The 17851-nt window shown below is 57.3% G+C and carries 16 protein-coding genes; 9 read left to right on the top strand and 7 right to left on the bottom strand.

Annotated elements, in window-relative coordinates:
- Nucleotides 1–56: 56 nt before the first annotated feature.
- Nucleotides 57–1064, top strand: coding sequence for a sensor histidine kinase (locus ACQZ45_RS21640; protein ID WP_019565741.1), 1008 nt, complete (start codon nt 57–59; stop codon nt 1062–1064).
- A 533-nt stretch (nt 1065–1597) separates the two neighbouring features.
- On the opposite strand, the gene ACQZ45_RS21635 is transcribed toward ACQZ45_RS21640, so the two are convergent.
- Nucleotides 1598–2203: a J domain-containing protein gene (locus ACQZ45_RS21635; protein ID WP_142851357.1), complete on the bottom strand. Its 606-nt coding sequence runs from the start codon at nt 2201–2203 to the stop codon at nt 1598–1600.
- 383 nt (nt 2204–2586) lie between these two features.
- Between ACQZ45_RS21635 and ACQZ45_RS21630 the strand changes: the two genes are divergently transcribed.
- Together ACQZ45_RS21630 and ACQZ45_RS21625 are read left to right on the top strand one after the other, a co-directional pair.
- Complete coding sequence (locus ACQZ45_RS21630) at nt 2587–2841, top strand: FitA-like ribbon-helix-helix domain-containing protein (RefSeq protein WP_003517203.1); 255 nt, start codon at nt 2587–2589, stop codon at nt 2839–2841.
- Nucleotides 2838–3257, top strand: coding sequence for a type II toxin-antitoxin system VapC family toxin (locus ACQZ45_RS21625; RefSeq protein ID WP_142851306.1), 420 nt, complete (start codon nt 2838–2840; stop codon nt 3255–3257). Before ACQZ45_RS21630 ends, ACQZ45_RS21625 begins: the two co-directional genes overlap by 4 nt.
- A 134-nt stretch (nt 3258–3391) precedes the next feature.
- Here the strand turns inward: ACQZ45_RS21625 and ACQZ45_RS21620 are convergent, their stop codons facing one another.
- Genes ACQZ45_RS21620 through ACQZ45_RS21610 form a run of 3 tightly spaced genes read right to left on the bottom strand, consistent with a single transcriptional unit; the run spans nt 3392 to nt 5978 of the window.
- Nucleotides 3392–4288, bottom strand: coding sequence for a dihydrodipicolinate synthase family protein (locus tag ACQZ45_RS21620; RefSeq protein WP_142851305.1), 897 nt, complete (start codon nt 4286–4288; stop codon nt 3392–3394).
- Nucleotides 4289–4320: 32 nt separating this feature from the next.
- Nucleotides 4321–5202, bottom strand: coding sequence for an SMP-30/gluconolactonase/LRE family protein (locus ACQZ45_RS21615; protein ID WP_142851304.1), 882 nt, complete (start codon nt 5200–5202; stop codon nt 4321–4323).
- 56 nt (nt 5203–5258) lie between these two features.
- On the bottom strand, nt 5259–5978 hold the full coding sequence (locus ACQZ45_RS21610) for a FadR/GntR family transcriptional regulator (protein ID WP_003517195.1): 720 nt from the start codon (nt 5976–5978) through the stop codon (nt 5259–5261).
- A gap of 299 nt (nt 5979–6277) precedes the next feature.
- Between ACQZ45_RS21610 and ACQZ45_RS21605 the strand changes: the two genes are divergently transcribed.
- The 6 genes from ACQZ45_RS21605 to ACQZ45_RS21580 all read left to right on the top strand — a co-directional run bounded on the left by ACQZ45_RS21605 (nt 6278) and on the right by ACQZ45_RS21580 (nt 14286).
- Nucleotides 6278–8227 carry an ABC transporter substrate-binding protein gene (locus ACQZ45_RS21605; RefSeq protein ID WP_060643031.1) on the top strand — a complete coding sequence of 650 codons (1950 nt, stop codon included), beginning with the start codon at nt 6278–6280 and terminating at the stop codon, nt 8225–8227.
- Nucleotides 8228–8347: 120 nt separating this feature from the next.
- Nucleotides 8348–9334, top strand: coding sequence for an ABC transporter permease (locus tag ACQZ45_RS21600; protein ID WP_448742542.1), 987 nt, complete (start codon nt 8348–8350; stop codon nt 9332–9334).
- A 9-nt stretch (nt 9335–9343) separates the two neighbouring features.
- Complete coding sequence (locus tag ACQZ45_RS21595) at nt 9344–10468, top strand: ABC transporter permease (protein WP_025591532.1); 1125 nt, start codon at nt 9344–9346, stop codon at nt 10466–10468.
- An 8-nt stretch (nt 10469–10476) separates the two neighbouring features.
- Nucleotides 10477–12201, top strand: a complete 1725-nt coding sequence (locus ACQZ45_RS21590) for an ABC transporter ATP-binding protein (RefSeq protein ID WP_019565751.1) — start codon at nt 10477–10479, stop codon at nt 12199–12201.
- Between the two features lie 44 nt (nt 12202–12245).
- Nucleotides 12246–13433, top strand: coding sequence for a galactarate dehydratase (locus ACQZ45_RS21585; protein ID WP_013637437.1), 1188 nt, complete (start codon nt 12246–12248; stop codon nt 13431–13433).
- Entirely contained in the window at nt 13420–14286 is an 867-nt protein-coding gene (locus tag ACQZ45_RS21580) for an aldose 1-epimerase (RefSeq protein WP_142851356.1), read from the top strand. The genes ACQZ45_RS21585 and ACQZ45_RS21580 overlap by 14 nt, the downstream gene beginning before the upstream one ends.
- 352 nt (nt 14287–14638) lie before the next feature.
- Here ACQZ45_RS21580 and ACQZ45_RS21575 read toward each other — a convergent pair whose 3' ends face one another.
- Genes ACQZ45_RS21575 through ACQZ45_RS21565 form a run of 3 tightly spaced genes read right to left on the bottom strand, consistent with a single transcriptional unit; the run spans nt 14639 to nt 17712 of the window.
- Nucleotides 14639–15304: a GNAT family N-acetyltransferase gene (locus ACQZ45_RS21575; protein WP_112401567.1), complete on the bottom strand. Its 666-nt coding sequence runs from the start codon at nt 15302–15304 to the stop codon at nt 14639–14641.
- The gene (locus ACQZ45_RS21570) at nt 15270–16430 is read right to left on the bottom strand and encodes a Gfo/Idh/MocA family protein (protein ID WP_112681656.1); all 1161 of its coding nucleotides are present in this window, start codon (nt 16428–16430) and stop codon (nt 15270–15272) included. The genes ACQZ45_RS21575 and ACQZ45_RS21570 overlap by 35 nt, the downstream gene beginning before the upstream one ends.
- Before the next feature lie 31 nt (nt 16431–16461).
- Nucleotides 16462–17712, bottom strand: a complete 1251-nt coding sequence (locus ACQZ45_RS21565) for an ROK family protein (RefSeq protein ID WP_142851303.1) — start codon at nt 17710–17712, stop codon at nt 16462–16464.
- Between the last annotated feature and the right edge of the window lie 139 nt (nt 17713–17851).

Raw genomic sequence — 17851 nt, 5'->3', positions numbered from 1 at the left:
TTCGCTGGCCAGCTAGTTCTAGATCGATACCAGCTTTTGTATGGGGTGGGAGAAATTTGAAATTGAGCAAAGGCACATCACAACCTGAATGGAGTACAGCCGAGCTCAGGCGTGCTATCCAGTCGGCCGGGGTCGCGCTCTGGGCCTGGATCGTTGATGACGACACGTTTGTGATGGATGCCAAGGCTTACGAACTCTGGGACATTTGCGGCGAGGTAGACCTCACTTTCGAGCATCTTTCCGCCAAGGTGCATCCCGCTGACCGAGACCGCGTCAGGGCGGCGTTCGTCGCAACCCGCGCCATCGACGGCCCGTTTGAAATTGATTTCCGCATTCTCACGAACGCCTCCGACGTTCGTTGGATTTCCGCTCGGGGCCAGGGCAACGAGGGAGACGCTGCAACCGAAAAAATGACAGGCATCTTTCTTGACGTCACGGGCCGCAAGCAGGCGGAGGAAGGGCATGAACTCCTCGCCGGCGAGATGAGCCATCGCGTCAAGAATATTCTGGCCCTGGCCTCTGGATTAACAAATATCACCTCGCGGACGACCGAGACAAAAGAGGAAATGGCAAAGCAGTTGACTGAGCGATTGACGGCCCTTGGCAGGGCCCACGAACTGGTGCGCCCGCTCCCCGATGGCCAGGGGAGATCGGCATTGCTCGGTGACCTCTTTGCTGTGCTGCTTGCCCCTTACGACGACGTCGGAGCTTTTGCAGGTCGCATTCGCGTTGCTGTGCCGCGGATGGGATTAGGAGAGAAGGCCGCAACCAGCCTGGCACTCGTGATACACGAGTTGGCAACGAATTCGCTCAAATATGGTGCCTTGTCGAATAATGCGGGATTGCTCGACATATCCGGTTCTGTAATCGAAGACGAGGTCGAGATCGTCTGGAGCGAACACGGAGGCGACCCTGCCCAGTCGCCCAGATCGTCAGACGGTTACGGCAGTAAGATGTTGCACAGGACAGTCTCTGGACAACTGGGTGGATCAATCGACTATAACTGGGTAGAGGGCGGCGTCGTTGTAACGCTAAGGATGAAAGAAAGCCATCTTTCTGGATAAATGATCGGGGACCGAGAGTTGGCCCTCAAGCACCCGGCGTGCCGAGACAAAAGCCGAAGTCCCAACCACCGACAGGCTCGGTGGCCTTGCGGGGAAGCATCGACGCGCGCTCCACCAAAACTGATGGAGCCTCACCGTTCTGAGGGACTGAATATTGGTAATCAAAGTGTCGCACGGTTGCGTGGTGACAACATGGACATCGGTATCCCCGTGTCTTTCGGCCGTCTAAGTGGCGATGACGGCGATTCTCCTCAAGGCAGAGTTTGTCCAATAGGCCATCCGGTGTCTTCGCTTTTGCGGTCGAATAGCGAAAAATACAAATCACGCCGAGGGCCCATTGCTCAGCGCAACCTCGCGCAAAGGAGCACGTGTCTGCGCGTAGCTGCTGGGCGAATGACGAAGATGCTCCTTGAATGTATTTGAGAAATTTTGGCTTGGATTGAGGTCCGAGTGATCATCTCATCTATGCGTTGGAACGGGTCAGTGGTTCTGATCCCTTCAAGGCAGGGATCGTAACCCCTTTTAAACAGGCTTTAGCAAAAACCGTTCAATTTAAGGATTCGATACGCTTCGATCGAGCTTCGAAGTGCATCCTCAGAGTTGCGGTCTCCGTCATTGGCGTCGGGATGGTGCATTTTGAGCCTCTCCTTATAGCGGCTCTTGATTTCTTGGGATGTCGCCTGGGAAGAAAGGCCGAGTGTTTCGAAAGCTTTGGCTTCCAGTACCTTGAGCTTTCTCTGTTGGGCGCCGATCCACGTTTGCCCTTGCCGATCGGCTTTGCGAGCATTCAGCGTTTTTGCCGAGCCTGAACGAACTGAAGACGGTAACGGAGTTTCAGTCGCCGCGCTCACCCTCTTTCCCCAGGTCGGGCGCGCACCCGTCGTCGCTTCTTTCTGGTAACGGGCGACGTCGGCATTGGAGGGTGGCGTCGTAAAACTATAACCCTTGTTGTAGTCAGTCACATGCTCAAGGCAGAATAAGAGGTAAAGACCTTCTGCACCCGATCCCACCGGCGCGCGGTGAGTACCGCTCTTTTCACACCCGTCCCATTGGCATTTTGGGCCTGTGGCTTGGCTGGCCGATGGCGAGCGTTTGCGAGCGGATCGAAGACCTACGAATATTTTCGAATCATGCGTCATTAGAACTATATGGACGCGGAAGACCCCTAGGGCAACATCAGACACGTCCAATCTCGATCACACGGACAGCATGCGCGATAGCCAGCCTCACCGGGGGAAGCACTGTTTTCTTGGAAATTGGCCATTTGGAAATGGCCAGTATGGAAAATTTCGGGTCATGCTCATGTCTCGCTGAAAACCCCGCCCGCTCGACAATCATTCTCGCGAGGTGTGCATAGATCTTCCCGATAAGACGATAGCTCGTGGTTGCGGTATCCTCGACGGATTTTCGGCCGCGAAATGAAAAAACGGGTCAAATCCTGCTGAAACTCAACACTCTTGAATTTTAGCATCATTCTTGGTACTTTGATATCAAAGAGATCATTTTTTTAAGGATGATATCAATGCCGGCAGTCACCATTCGTAACCTTTCTGAAGAAACACATCGCGCTCTGAGGGTGCGAGCGGCTCATCATGGCCGGAGCACGGAGGCCGAGATTCGTGCCATTATTGAAGCGGCTGTTCGTCCTCCGGAACGTATTCAGCTCGGTTCCTTGCTCGCGGCCATTGGTCGCGACGCCGAGCTTTCCAACAGCGACGTTGAAGCTCTTCAGAAAAGTCGCGACAAGACACCTGCTAAGCCGATGACCTTCGAATGATCTTGCTTGACACCAACGTCATATCTGAACCTTGGAAACCGGTTCCGGACGAGGCGGTGATTGCCTGGTTGGACGCCCAAGCTGTCGAAACGCTGTTCATCTCCGCAATAACGATTGCGGAACTGCGCTTCGGAATTGCTGTTATGCCTTCAGGCAGACGGCAAACTATCCTCCGCGACCGTCTCGAGGGCGAGGTGCTGCCACACTTTTCCGGCCGCATCCTGTCCTTCGATCTGACTACTTCCCAGTTCTACTCTGAACTGATGGCACGCGCTCGAGCGTCTGGGAAAGCGATCGGCACGGCCGATGGCTACATTGCAGCCACAGCGGCTGCAAATGGCCTCACGATCTCAACTCGCGATACAAGCCCTTTCGAGGCTGCCGGGGTGAAAGTGATCAACCCCTGGTCCAGATAACCACAATGGTCATCTGGGCGTGAGGCATTGTTTGTTCATCGAAACCGAGCCGGTTAGGCGCATAATTCCGCAGATGGGTTGGGTGCCATCATCGGCATCGTAGTGTGTCTCCACAGTCGGGAATGAGGCTTCTGTCATTGCCAGCTGGCAAGCAGACCTTCAAGTGTTGCACGATCCTCGTCGTCCAGACGGGCGAGTCCTGGTGCTCGAACTGGTCCAACCGCAAGGCCCTGTATCTGCATCGCTTCCTTTACCACAGTCACATTGGCGCCGTTCCGGTATCGTGTCCGAAGCCGTTCGAACAACTCGATCTTTTCAACGATCTTACGTGCGGTCGAGAAATCGCCGGCCGTCAGTGCATCATGAACTTGCAGGGAAAATTGCGGTGCGACATTGACGAGACCGGATGTGAAACCGCGGGCTCCGACGGCGCAGAAGGCGGGAGCCCAGCTTTCTGCCAGTCCACACACGTAAAGTGAGCCTTCAGGATCGGAAGCGGCGATCGCACGCGACAGAAGCATAATATCCGTCGTCGCGAACTTTATGCCTGCGACATTCGGATGGCTCGATAGTCTGACCATGTCATTGACCGAGAACCCGTCGGCGCGGACATAGGCTACGAGAGGCAATTCGCTGCCTTCAGCCAGGCCGATAAAATAGTCGATCTGTGATTGCGGCGCTGCGAACGGGTCAACCGGCTGGTGGGACATGACCGCAGACGCGCCCATCTCCCTGGCCCGACGCGCCATGGACAGGGCCTCCCGCTGTGAGCGTCCAATCGCTGCAGTAACCGGGGCTTGCCCGTTCACCCCTTCAATCGCAGCTTCGTAGACCTTGAAAATTTCAGCGGGCGTCAACGCGTAAAACTCGCCGGTATTGCCCGCAGCAACGATATTGTGGATGCCCGCCTTTGCTACACGGGCATAGGCTTCGATGGTGACAGCTATATCGACTTCCCCGTCTGTCTCGTAAGCCGTTACGGGGACGCCGGAAATACCGTGCAGAGCCTGGCGGAAATCGAATGTCGTCATCAACTGGTTTCCTTAAAAATCAAAGGGCATCTTCAGATAGAAAATTTGTGAACGACTACGCCCGCGACAGGCACATCAAACGCAACAAGCGTACCTGGGGTGGTTGTTCCGTTCGTCTCGGTCACAAGACTCGTCAGATAGATCGTTTTGAGGTCCGGGCCGCCGAAACATGGCATGGTCGGCCCTTTGAACGGCAACCTGTATATCTCAAACAGTTCGCCCTCCGGCGAAAAGCGGTTGAGACGCCCGGCCTGAACGCCGGCGCTCCAGTAACAGCCTTCGCAATCGGTCGCCGCGCCATCAGGCCTGCCTTCGTCGGGTGCGAAATCGTGCAGGCGCTCGGCTGGACCGAGCCTGCCCGTCGCGACATCGAAATCGAACGCCTGATACATCAGACCGCTGCTATCGGAATGATACATGCGCGTTCCGTCCAGACTCCAGGCAAGCCCGTTCGATGTGAACATATCGCCATTGATGACAAGCTCGACGCCGCCATCCGGCGCGATACGATAGAGGCGGGCATTTCCTGTCGGCACGGCAGCCTCGTCGCGGGTTCCCACCCAGAAATGGCCATCGGGGCCGACCTTGCCGTCGTTGAGACGGCTGTCTGCTCGTCCTTCGTCCGGATCGCACAGCAGTTCGAGCGCGCCGTTTGCGGGGTCTAGAAGGTGCACACCCGTCTTGAGGCCCGCCACAACAAGGCCATTGTCGCAAAGACCGAGGCATCCCACCTGGGCGGGCATTTCGTATCTTTCGAGTTTGCCGCCCGGATGCAGGCAGAAAATGGCGGGGGCGAGAATGTCGACGAACCACAGATTCCCTGTACGCTCATCCCATGCCGGTGATTCGCCGACCTTCAACGGCGTGTCGATGAGAGAGCGGAGTTTCGGCTCTATGATGCGTGGCTGGATCACTGATTATTTTCCCTTGTCCTGTATGGCTCGCCTTTTGAAATGTTGAAAAAACGGTTCTAGCTGCCGACGCCCTGAAACATGCGGGCACGGGCCTTCAGGATGTGATCTTTCATTGCGTCATGCGCGGCCTGTTCCTGGCGCGCAAAAATCGCTTCCACGATTGCCGTATGTTCGTTCTGTACCTCGCGCACATGTTGCGGCGTACGCTTGAGGCTGAGGCTGCGTGTCACCGACTGGCCGATCGCGAAATGCGGCTTGAACCATATCCGCACGGTGATGTGGAACTGGTTATGGCTCGCTTTAGCAATGGCTTCGTGCAGGGCAAAGTCCTCCTCCGCGCCAAGATCGTTGCGCGCAAGACACTGTTCCAGCGCGGTAATGGCCTGTTCGATGCGGGCTTTGTCGGCAGCCTGCCAACTGCGTGCTGCAAGTTCGGCGGCTGCAGACTCAAGGCCGGACCGGAACTCGAAGAAACGCTGCACATCGGCAAGCGAGCCGACAGGAACCTGCTGCAACACGGATGAATCCGGCTGCTGGCGCACATAGGAGCCGGAACCTTTCTGCGAAACGATAAGCCCGTCGTTGCGCAGCCGCTCCAGCGCTTCGCGCACCACAGGCCGGGAAGCCCCGAACAGGGAAGCCAGATTTTGCTCCGACGGCAACCGCTCGTTCACGGGAAACCGCCCATCAGAAATCATTCCGATGATCTTTTCGTAGATGATGTCGCTCAAGCGAGTCTCGCCTCGAGCGGCGGCGGATGCGGTTTGATTGTCCATCAGCAGCCCTTCCGTTGCAAATCGCTGAAGTTAATGGGTTTCCTGCATTTCAATCGCAACAGAAATACCGGGGTTTTCGTGAACGTGGTTACTGTCGTGCCGGTTCTTTCCTCAAACCTGATCCTGAAGACAGGTCTACGAATAAAAAATATGTAAAAATCTGTCAATACTTGTAATCATCTGAAAACGCCCATATGGTCTGCCCTGCCGGTGGAGGATCGGTGTGCTGGCTGGCCGGGAGGCTGTTGCGGTTCGGTGAAAGCTGTCTCGCTGCCGGTGATTTTTTGGGAGGATAGTCGATGCGCGATGGCGATAAATTTTCACTGGGCGTGACGCGCCGAACCTTTATGGCTGGGCTTGGCGGCGTCGCCGCCGTGTCCGTCATCGGGAGCTCGGCCCTGGCTGCTGCCGGCAAGGAAGCGCCGGAACTGGCAGCCCTGGTAAAAGACGGCAAACTGCCGCCGTTGGCGGAACGTCTACCAAAAAATCCGATGGTGGTAACGCCGCATGAAAAGATCGGCACCTATGGCGGCACATTGCGCCGCGGCCTGCGCGGTTCGTCGGACCATAACGGCATCCTGCGCATGGTCGGCAACCAGGGGCTGGTGCGCTGGAACATGGACTTCACCGAAGTTCTGCCCAACCTTGCCGAGAAATGGGAGGTCAATGACGACGCCTCGCAGTTCACCTTCCACCTGTTGCAGGGCGCGAAATGGTCTGATGGACATCCCTTTACCGCAGATGACGTGGTGTTCGCCATCGAGGACTGCATCAAGAACAAGGAGCTTTACAGCGCTACCCCGGCGCAGCTCTCCGTCGCCGGTAAGGCGGTCGATGTCGAGAAAGTTGATGATTTCACGGTCAGGTTCAAATTCGCAGCGCCAAACGCGCTCTATCTGGAAAACCTCGCCACGCCGCTCGGCCAGCATCCGACGCTGTTTGCCAAGCATTATTGCAGCAAGTTCCTGCCGAAATACAACACGGCGCTCGATGCCGACGTCAAGGCGGCTGGCGTGTCCAGCTGGACGGAACTGTTCCGCGCCAAGTGTGGCGACATCGAAATTCCGTCGCGCTGGTCGAATGTCGACAAGCCGACGCTCGACCCGTGGGTGGTCAAGGAACCCTATTCCGGCGGCGCGACCCGTGTGGTCATGACACGCAATCCTTACTTCTGGCAGGTCGATACGGAAGGCAACCAGCTTCCCTATATCAACGAAGTCAATTTCGGCATTTCGCAGGATGTCGAATCGTTGATGCTGAACGTCATCTCCGGCAAGATCGACATTCAGGAACGCCATATCAGCGTTCTCGCCAACAAGCCGACGCTGTCGCAGAACATGAAAAAGGGCGATTACCGTCTGTTGACGCTGGTGCCATCGGCTGCGCAGCAGTGCCAGATCTACCTCAACATCACCCACAAAGACCCTGAGATGCGCAAGATGTTCGGCGACAAGTCGTTCCGTCAGGCGCTGTCCATCGCGCTCAACCGCCAGGAAATCATCGACATCGTCTATTTCGGCCAGAGCGAGGGCTATCAGGCCGGGCCGCGCCCGACACATCCCTGGTATCACGAAAAGCTGGCGCGTCAGAACACCGAATACGATGTCGCCAAGGCGAACGATCTTCTCGACAAGGCCGGCTACGACAAGAAGAACGGCAACGGCATGCGGCTCCGGCCCGACGGCCAGCCGATTTTCTTCTCGATCGATGTGATCCCGACACTCTATCCCGATCTGGTCGATGCGCTGGAACTCGTGAAGGCGCAGTGGGCGCAAATCGGCGTCGATATCAAGGTCAACACCATCGAACGCGCGCTGTACTACACACGCGGCGATGATAACGCCCATGATGCGGCGGTCTGGCCGGGTCCGGGCGGTCTCGATCCGATGCTCGACCCGCGTGACTTCTTCGCGTTCCACCCGCAGGGGTCGCGCTACGCCATTCCGTGGGCGCTTTGGTACACATCCAACGGGCAGAAGGGGGAAGAGCCGCCGGAAAGCCAGAAGAAGCGCTTCAAACTGTTCGATGAAGCGCGTTCGACGGCCGACCTTGTCAAGCGAGGCGAGAAGATGAAGGAAATCTTCGATATCGCGGCCGACGAGTTCGAGACGATCGGTCTTTGCCTTGCCGTTGGTGGTTTCGGTATCATCCGCAACAACCTTCGCAACGTGCCGGAGAAAGAACCCGACAGCTGGTCATGGCCCAACCCCGGCCCGGCGTTGCCGCAACAGTTCACCTTCACAAGCTGACACCGCCACATGGGCGCCGCTTCATCAATGCGGCGGCGCCTCTCAGGTTGCTTCGACCACCCGCAAGCCGTCTCGTAGTGGATGGCGGCGCGTGTGGTAAAACGTGATTGCGAGAACGTCATGCTGCTATTTATCGTAAAACGCCTGCTGTGGATGATACCGTCCCTGTTCGCCGTCAGTTTTCTTGCCTTTGTACTGATCCAGCTACCACCCGGTGACTACGTGACGACTTACATCGCCACGCTTGCTGCGTCCAACGAAGTCATAGACCACAGTACGGCGGCGCAACTGCGAGAGCGCTTCGGCCTCGATGACCCGATGATCGTGCAATATCTCAAATGGATATGGGGCATCATCAGTCGCGGCGATTTTGGCATCTCGTTCGAATGGCAGCAGCCCGTTTCCGGCCTCATCTGGGAGCGCATGGCGCTGACGCTGGTTCTGGCCATAGCAAGCCTTCTCGCAACCTGGGCCATCGCACTTCCGATCGGCGTCTTCTCCGCCGTGCGCAAATATTCGATCGGCGATTATCTTTTTACCGCCTTCTCCTTTTTCGGCCTTTCCATACCGTCATTCCTTCTGGCGCTGGTGCTGATGTATGTCGCGGCGGTGGAATTTGGGGCCGATGTCGGAGGGCTGTTTTCGGCGGAGTACGAGACTGCCTCGTGGAGCATCGCCAAGATGATGGATCTGATGGCCCACATCTGGCTACCAGTTGCGATCCTCGCGGTGTCCTCCACGGCAAGCCTCATCCGCGTCATGCGCGCAAACATGCTGGACGAATTACCCAAACCCTACGTGACCACCGCGCGCGCAAAGGGATTGTCCGAGTTTCGGCTGCTGACGAAATATCCTTTGAGAATTGCGCTCAACCCATTCATTTCCACGATTGCATGGCTGTTGCCCAATCTCATTTCAGGCTCGGTTGTGGTTGCTATCGTGCTCAATCTGCCGACGGCCGCGCCGCTGCTTTTGCAGTCGCTGATGGCGCAGGACATGTATCTCGCCGGCGCTTTTGTGCTTTTGATCTGCGGATTGACGTTGATCGGATCACTCATCAGCGACATCCTTCTTGCGCTGGTCGATCCGCGCATCCGTCTCGAATAGGAGGGCGCCATGAGCGATATCGCCATCACCACCAATACTCGGCCGGACCGCGCTGCCGTCGCCTCGCAATGGCAACTGATCTGGTGGGCGTTCAAGCGCCACAGGCTGGCCATGGCCGCCCTGTTCGTCACCATCGCAATGTATATCGTCGCGCTTTTGCCAGGTTTCTTCGCCATCAACGATCCGGTTCTGCAGAATGCGCGCGCCACCTTCCATCCGCCGCAACGTGTGCATTTCATCGATACGACGGACGGCCTCTCTCTTGGTCTGCACTATTATCCGCTGAAGCTGACGCGCGATCCTGAAACGCTGGCGGCGGTGTTCGTCGAAGATACGGCCAAGAAAATCCCGATCCAGCTATTCGGTCGCGGCTACGAATATTCGGTGCTTGGCCTGTTCACCACGGATATCCATCTGCTGGCCTCGACCGACAAGACCCGACCGCTCTTCCTTTTCGGCGCGGATCGCCTTGGCCGTGATGTTTTCAGCCGGGTAATACAGGGCTCGCAAATTTCGCTGTCCATCGGTCTCGTCGGCGTGTTTTTCTCGCTGCTTCTCGGTGTCGTTCTGGGCGGTATCTCCGGTTATTACGGAGGCCGCATCGATTTTGTCATGCAGCGCGTCATCGACTTCGTTTTGTCGCTGCCGACCATTCCCATCTGGCTGGCGCTTGCCGCTGCCCTGCCGCAGGGTTGGCCGGCAACGCTGCAATATATGATGATCACCATCATCCTGTCCTTGACCGGCTGGGCGCAGCTTGCCCGCGTCGTGCGCGGCAGGTTCCTTTCACTGAGGACGGAAGAGTTCGTGGCGGCAGCCCGGCTGGATGGCGTGCCGGAAGGGCGCATCATTTTCCGCCATATGCTGCCGAGTTTTTCGAGCCACATCATCGCCTCGGTCACGCTTGCGGTTCCGGCGATGATCCTTGCGGAAACCTCGCTGTCCTTCCTCGGTCTTGGCCTCCAGCCGCCGACCATTTCCTGGGGCGTTCTGCTTCGCGAGGCGCAGAATATTCGCTCGATCGCAACCGCGCCGTGGCTGTTCCTGCCCGGCGTGGCTGTTGTCGTTGCCGTCATGGCGCTCAATCTGCTCGGTGACGGTCTGCGTGACGCAGCCGACCCCTATAACAAGTGAGGCCCCGGATGAGCGATATTCTCTCCATGAAGCCAGACCGACCGCTGCTTGACGTCCGCAATCTGGTCACCGAATTTCCCGTGCGAAACGGCATTTTCCGCGCGGTAAACGATCTGTCTTTTTCCATCGATCCCGGCAAGACGCTCTGCGTTGTGGGCGAAAGCGGTTCCGGCAAATCCGTCACCGCCCGCTCGATCCTGCAGATCATCGACAGCCCCGGTTACATCGCTTCCGGGTCGATCATCCTCAACCGTGCCGACGGCACGTCGCTGGATCTCGCAAAGCTCGATCCGCGCAGCCGGGCCATCCGCTCGGTGCGCGGCGCAGACATCGCAATGATTTTTCAAGAGCCGATGTCGTCGCTGTCGCCGGTGCATACCGTCGGTGATCAGATCACCGAAGTTCTGCGGCTGCACTTGAAGATGAGCAAGGCGCAGGCACGGGCGGAAGCCATCGAGCTGCTGCGACAGGTGGAAATTCCTAACCCCGAAAAGGCGCTGGATCGTTATGCCTTCCAATATTCCGGCGGCATGCGCCAGCGCGCCATGATCGCCATGGCGCTGGCCTGCAAACCGCAACTGTTGATCGCCGACGAACCGACAACCGCGCTGGACGTCACGACGCAGGCCGAAATCCTCGACCTGATATCGCGGCTGCAAAAGGCGCATGGCATGGCGGTGCTGTTTATCACCCACGACATGGGCGTGGTGGCGCAGATTGCCGATGACGTGCTGGTCATGCATCACGGCGTCGCCAAGGAATATGGCACAGTCGATGAAATATTCCACAATCCGCAAGACCCCTATACGCGTATGCTGATCGGCTCGGTTCTGAAGCTGGAGCAGAAGGCGGAAATCCGGCTTGCCCGCCCGCCGCTCGATCTTGCCGCGGCGCCTATCCTGGAAGTGAACGACCTCTCGATGCACTTCGGTGAGATGAAGGCGCTGGATGGCGTGTCGATCAAGCTGCTTCCGGGCGAAACGCTCGGCATCGTCGGCGAAAGCGGCTCCGGCAAGACCACCATGGGCCGCTCGATCATGCGCCTCTACGATCCGACCGGGGGCGAGATGCGCTATCGCCGGGCGGATGGCACGGTGGTCGATCTCGCCAAAATCGAAGGTGCGGAGCTGAAAGCGGCGCGGCGTGAGTTGCGCATGGTTTTTCAGGATCCGTTCGGTTCGCTCAATCCGCGCATGACGGTGGCACAGGTCATCGGCGAGCCGCTGCTGGTCAACGGCATTGCGAAAGGCAAGGAACTGGATGAGCGCGTCTGCGCCCTGATGGAGCAGGTGGGTCTGGACCCGGCCGGACGTGAGCGTTACCCACACGCCTTTTCCGGCGGCCAGCGCCAGCGCATCGGTATCGCCCGCGCCATCACGCTCCGGCCGCGCATCATCGTTGCGGATGAGGCGACATCGGCGCTCGATGTTTCGGTGCGTTTCCAGGTGCTGGACCTGCTCATGCGGCTGCAGGACGAACTTGGCCTGGCTTACATCTTCATCAGCCATGACATCGGCGTCATCAGATACATGTGCGACCGCGTCGGAGTGATGTATCGCGGCAAGCTTGTTGAGGTGGGAGACGCCGAAAAAGTCTGCAACGCGCCGGATCACCCTTATACGCAGGCACTTCTGTCGGCCATTCCGCGCCCGGATCCGCGCGACCGCGACCGCACGAGAAGGTTCCGCTACGTCGAGCCGCCCGAGATCAAGAACGGAGCTGCTGCCAGATAACAGCGCGGCTGTTGCTTCTCGCAATTCAAGAGGAAGACCAAAGCATGAAAATCGATCGCATGCGGGTATTCGTTACCCGCGACAAGGACCGCCCCCGCGTTATCGTCGCTCTCGATACCGATGACGGTTTGACCGGCTGGGGCGAATGCTACAATCACGGCCCCGATCTCGCATTGCCCCCGGTTCTGGATTACCTCTACGGCTTCCTTGCGGGGCAGGATCCGACTCGGGTCGAGTATCTCTACAATCTCCTCCTCCAACAAAACCGCTTTCCGCCCGGAGCACTTGGTCTTTCGGCAATCTCAGCGCTTGACCATTGCCTCTGGGACCTTGCCGCCAAGGCGGCAGGCGTGCCTGTCTACAAGCTTTTGGGCGGCGAAGTGCGTGACCGTATCAAGGTTTACGCCGGCGTCTACACGGCACCGGATGCACCGGCGGCAAGGGAGGAATTCGATCGTCTCAACGAAGATTGGGGGTTCACAGCCTTCAAGCTAAGCCCATGGCGCGTCGATATTCACGCCCATCGCTGGGGTGAGGTGGTGCGCAGTTCGGCCGAATATTTCCGCTCGCTTCGCGAAACCGTGCGGCCCGACTACGATATTGCCTTCGACGCGCATGCCAAGATTTTCGAGCCTGCTGCCGCTCGTCAACTGGGTAATGCGCTTGCCCCTTACGATCCGCTATTTTTCGAAGAGCCGTTGCGTCCGGAAAATATCGAGATGTGGGGAGACCTGAAGCAGGGGCTGAACTGCACGCTGGCAACGGGTGAAAGTCTTTACAACCGCAATGACTTCCTGCGTCTTCTGCAAGTCCGGGGCGCCGATATCATTCAACCCGACATCTGCGTTGTCGGTGGTATTTCAGAAATGCGCCGCATCGCCACGCTGGCAGAGGCGCATTTCGTCAGCATCGCACCGCACAACCCGATGGGACCGCTCGCCACCGCCGTCAACGTGCATTTCTCCGCCGCCCAGCAGAATTTCCGTATTCTTGAATACAGGCTGCCGAAAGGGCAATGCTATGTTTATGGCGGCACCGACCTCGAAAAACGCGAGGATGAAACGCGCTATGTTGTCGACCCTTATCTGCCAAAGGATGGCTACCTGGAACTGAGGCCGGACCGACCGGGTTGGGGAGTCGAGATGGATGAAAAGGCCATGCAGGAAGATGGCTACGTTCACTGGCAGCGACGCGTGCCGAAACGGCCTGATGGCTCATATGCTTTTGCCTGAAACGGTTACGATTGCCTTCAGGCAGCTTTCGGCCCGCCTCCACCCTTCCTGGGGTGGAAGGATGACGCATCTGCACCACGAGGATCACGGCGATATCCTGGTGCCGACAGCGGAGGAGTCTTTTGACCCGTTGAACTGGCCGAGGGCAGGTGCCTATCCGCTCATTCCTTACCACAACAGGGTATATGGCAGCTCATTCGTTCACGCGGATATCCGGCACGACCTTCTTCCACATCCCGCCCTTTCGCCTGATGCCATGCATGGACCTGCTCACCGACGATCGTGGGATATTTCCAGCCTGGCGGCCGATCAGTGCACGCTGGTGCTTGACTATAAGGCGGATGCTGAGTGGCCATTTTCCTTCCGCGCTGAACAGTCGTTCTTGCTTGAAAGCAACCGTTTGACGGTGAAATTGTCGATAACCAATCTGGAAGACCGGCCTGCGCCGGTTTCGCTTGGCTGGCATCCCTATTTTGCGGCAGAATTGGGCTGCGACGCCAGCACCGATGCCAAACTGCAATATCCCCTCGATGTGCAGAACGTGCCAACCGGCCAGCAAGCGGTGCCCCGCTCGAAACCTGCCATTCCTGCTACGACGGGATACACCTTGCACTTCACCGACTGGTCATATGCGCGCATCAGTTTTGACAGTTTTTCACTGTTGCTCGCGGCCGATCCTGTTTTTAGCAATCTCGCTGCCCACCGTATGGACCGCTATCTTTGTCTTGAACCCGTTTCCATGGTCGCCGGAGCGCTTGGCTTACCGGAACCAGAGCGAAATGGCCGCGGCGTCGAAACGATCTCGCCCGGTCAACGACTGTCTGGGTGTATTAGGCTTTCTATTGAAAGTTGACAGGGGCGGATTGCCTCACTCCCATGATGCTGATGGTCGGACTGCACGACCTCAACAATGCGCTGAATATCTAAACGAAACTCATCAATAATATTCGATTGAGTCCATTCCACTGTGTTTCTAAGCCAATGGAACTGCTCCAAAAAGTCTGACAACAAATGACGTGCGGCGGGTTCGTACCCCTTCAGGGCAAAAGACACTTTGTCGCAAAACGGAGTGGACTATAAAAGCCAGCTCGTCATGAAAATCATTTCTGGAAAAGTTTTGGTTATCCTAGAGCTTCGACAAAAGAAAACAAAAGGCGCTACAGCTTGAAGAGCGACGTTAGAGATCGCGACGCGCTTTAAGTATTTCATTCAATCAGCCGCTTCGCCATCACGATCGATGGTGTCCGGTCAATTTCCACAAAGCCGAATTTGGCGTAAAATGCTACGACCTTTTCGTTATACTGATTAACGCCTAGATGGACGCCTCTCACGTCAGACCTCGTCAAAGAATCCAGTTGATGTCGCAGTAGCGACGACCCATGGCCGCCATTTTGGATCTCAGGCAGAAGATTGATATGCAGATGGGCGGGGTAGGGCCGCGTGACCTCAGCCGGGGTCTTTCTTGCGCTTCGAATATAGGAAAGAACGTTCTCATCCTCTACTGTCCGTGTTTCGAAATCGCGGAGCTCTTCCTGCAAGGACGGCCACCATGCGGCCTCGAGCCAATTTTCATAGGCAATCGTATCGGGTGCGGCGACACAGTAGCCCATGACGACGTCATCCTTCGTCAGCACGAATGCAGTTTCTGCGCAGAAGCGGACATAGGGCAGCGCCCATAAAAGTCCAGGAAGTCTCGGGTCAGAGTAGTATTGTGATCCGTCTTTGCCTCGATCTGAAGTGCGCACACATATGTCGAGGATCGCCGTCTCATCGGACGGTCGGGCGTTGCGGATGATAACGGATGATAAAGACGCTGGCATGGTCATAATCGCGGCCTCAGGCAGCCACATGCGGGGTGCGAAGCGCGTCATCGAAGCGCTGCCAGGTTTCAGCAAGCTCGATGGTGCGCCGGACACGGCGTGCCTCATCGATCTTGATTGCCACGAGCCCCGCTTCCAAGGCTGAGACGATATTGACGGGCAGCGGAGAGGCCTCGGTCAGATGCCTGTAGATATCCGAGGCCATCTGATCATCTGCGCCATAGTGATCGCTTTCGTGCCCCTCGTAACGCCGCTCGACTAGCTTTTCGCCTGTTATTGCAGAGTGCACCTCGAAGCGATTGCGGATGAAATCGCCTTCGGCCATTCCCTTGCTACCGATCACGCAGAAGCGGCGAAACTGATCTGGAACGTTGAGATTGGTATGAAACGTCATCGTCGCCCCGCCATTATATTCGATAATCGCGGTCTGATAGTCGATAATATCGCCGTCACTCTCAAACACCGCGCCACCCTCTAGCCAGCCGCTCGGCTTTTTATAGAATTCCCGCTGTTGAAACGCGGAGAACTGATCCGGTTTGTTTTCCGCGATAAACGACTTTCGGCCGCCGAAGCTGGCAACGGCCATCGCCCGCTGCCCAACAACGCTGCCATAGAGGTCGAGATCGTGGCAGCATTTCTCCAAGATAAACGGCCCGGCATAGCGCGTATGCCGTCGCCAGTCCCGCATGAAGAACGCTCCGTGGTAGGGTGCGATATGCTCGGATGCCTCAATCGACGTGATGGCGCCGATTTGACCTTGCGTCTGCGCCGCGCGCAGATCCCGATAAAGGTCAGAGTACCGCAGAACGAGCCCCACCATAACGCTTTCATCGCCATATTCGGCAAGCAGACGCGCCATCGTCATTGTCTGGTTTTCGTCGATCACCACCGGTTTCTCCGTGAAAACCCGCACGCCTGCGCGCAATCCCGCGGTGATATGTTCCAGATGGAAAAGATTGGGCGAGCCGACCATAAGAAGATCCGGCTTCGTCTGCGTCAGCATAGCCTCGATGGTTTCGAAACGTCGCGGCGCCGCCATGCCTGCCGACTGAATGGCTGGAAGGCCAGCAGGCTGCGGGTCCATCAAGCCGACAATTTCCAGTTCAGGGCAGGCCTTGCGGAAGGAGGCAATGACATTGGCAAGCCGAAAGCCGAGCCCGGCAATTGCGATTTTCATGTTTTAGTCCTGTCGGCAAGAGTTATGTAAATCAGGATGACGTGTCGTCATCCGTTGGCGCGCCTGCGACCCGATCGAAGCGTCTTTCGAAATCGATCGTCTGGCTGCGTCCGCGCATGGATGAGAGGCGCCTGAAGTCTGGGCTGCCATGAGCAATCACAGGTAGCATGGCAGCGCCGATCGCGGCTGCCTCCGGCCCTAGAGCGCCAGCACACAGCCGGGGAATTTCGCGGTGGCTTCGGGCGCTGACTGACGGCAAAAGGGGATAGGCCCGGTCGATCAGGGAATTGATGAGCGCTGGTGGAAAGTGCCCTCCAACCACGATGGTCTGCGGGTCCATGATGTTTTCAAGCAGCGACACCAGCAACCGCAGACGCTTTGAATTGAGGTCGAGCCATCGCATCAGAACACTGTCGCGTTGAGCGTAAAGTTTCTCCAATGCCCCAGGCCGCGCAATCTCCTTGCTTTCGCACGACAGCATCGCTGCAAGTTCGTCGATCGAAAACGGTGTCTGTTTCCCCGCATCTGGATTGGCAAGTTCCGCCGGCCATGTCAGGAGACCGATTTCTCCGGCATTGTTCCAAAATCCCTGGAGCGGCATGCTGTCATTGATAATGCCTGCCCCAAGTCCGTGCCCGACGAAAATATGGACGTAGTGGCTCAGTCCTCCCGCACTTCCCACCCTCAGTTCGGCAACTGCTGCGGCTGTGGCGTCATTCTCGACGATGGTGGGGAGGCCACATGCATCTTCGATGGCTTCTGCCACCGGCATACGGCTCCACGCATCCCAACCTGGCGGGCCGACAGGATGTTCGAATTCCGCCTCCTGCAATGTGGGCATCGCGATGCCGATGCCCCAGGCGGGACGATCCACGGTAACCGACCGCAGACGCTGCGTCATATCGGCAATGGCACGGATGGTGTCGGATGGATCTTCGAGCGATGCGGAGGCGGTTTCGCGACCCAACTCCTGCCCCGCCAGATCGCAGACGATGCCCAGAAGCCCGTCGCGATCCACGTGAATACCCAGGCAGCAACCGGCCTCGGCCCTGACCCACATCTTCTTTTGCGGCGCACCGCGCGCGCCCTCTTGTTGGATGGTTTCCGCAACCACTGAACGGTCTATCAGGTCCTTGCAGATATTGGACATGGTCTGCGGCTTCAAGCCTGTCACATCAACAAGGTCACGCCGGCTTATGCCATTGCCAGATCGGATAAGATCGAAAACGAGGCGACGGTTGTAGCGGCCGGAATATGTGTGATTGCTGCCCATCAAGCTCATCGGGGCCAATTCCTATTTAATAAATTAAATGGAATTTATCAGCCCAGCCTATGGGCGTCAAGCAGTTCGCAATGCAGATAATCTTAGCCTTCAGTCATAATACTGTAACGCAAGGACCGTAATTCCGCAGAAAAGGCGG

The organism is Agrobacterium sp. 16-2014-1-2a, from assembly GCF_053522705.1.
This window is presented reverse-complemented; position numbering and strand designations above follow the sequence as displayed.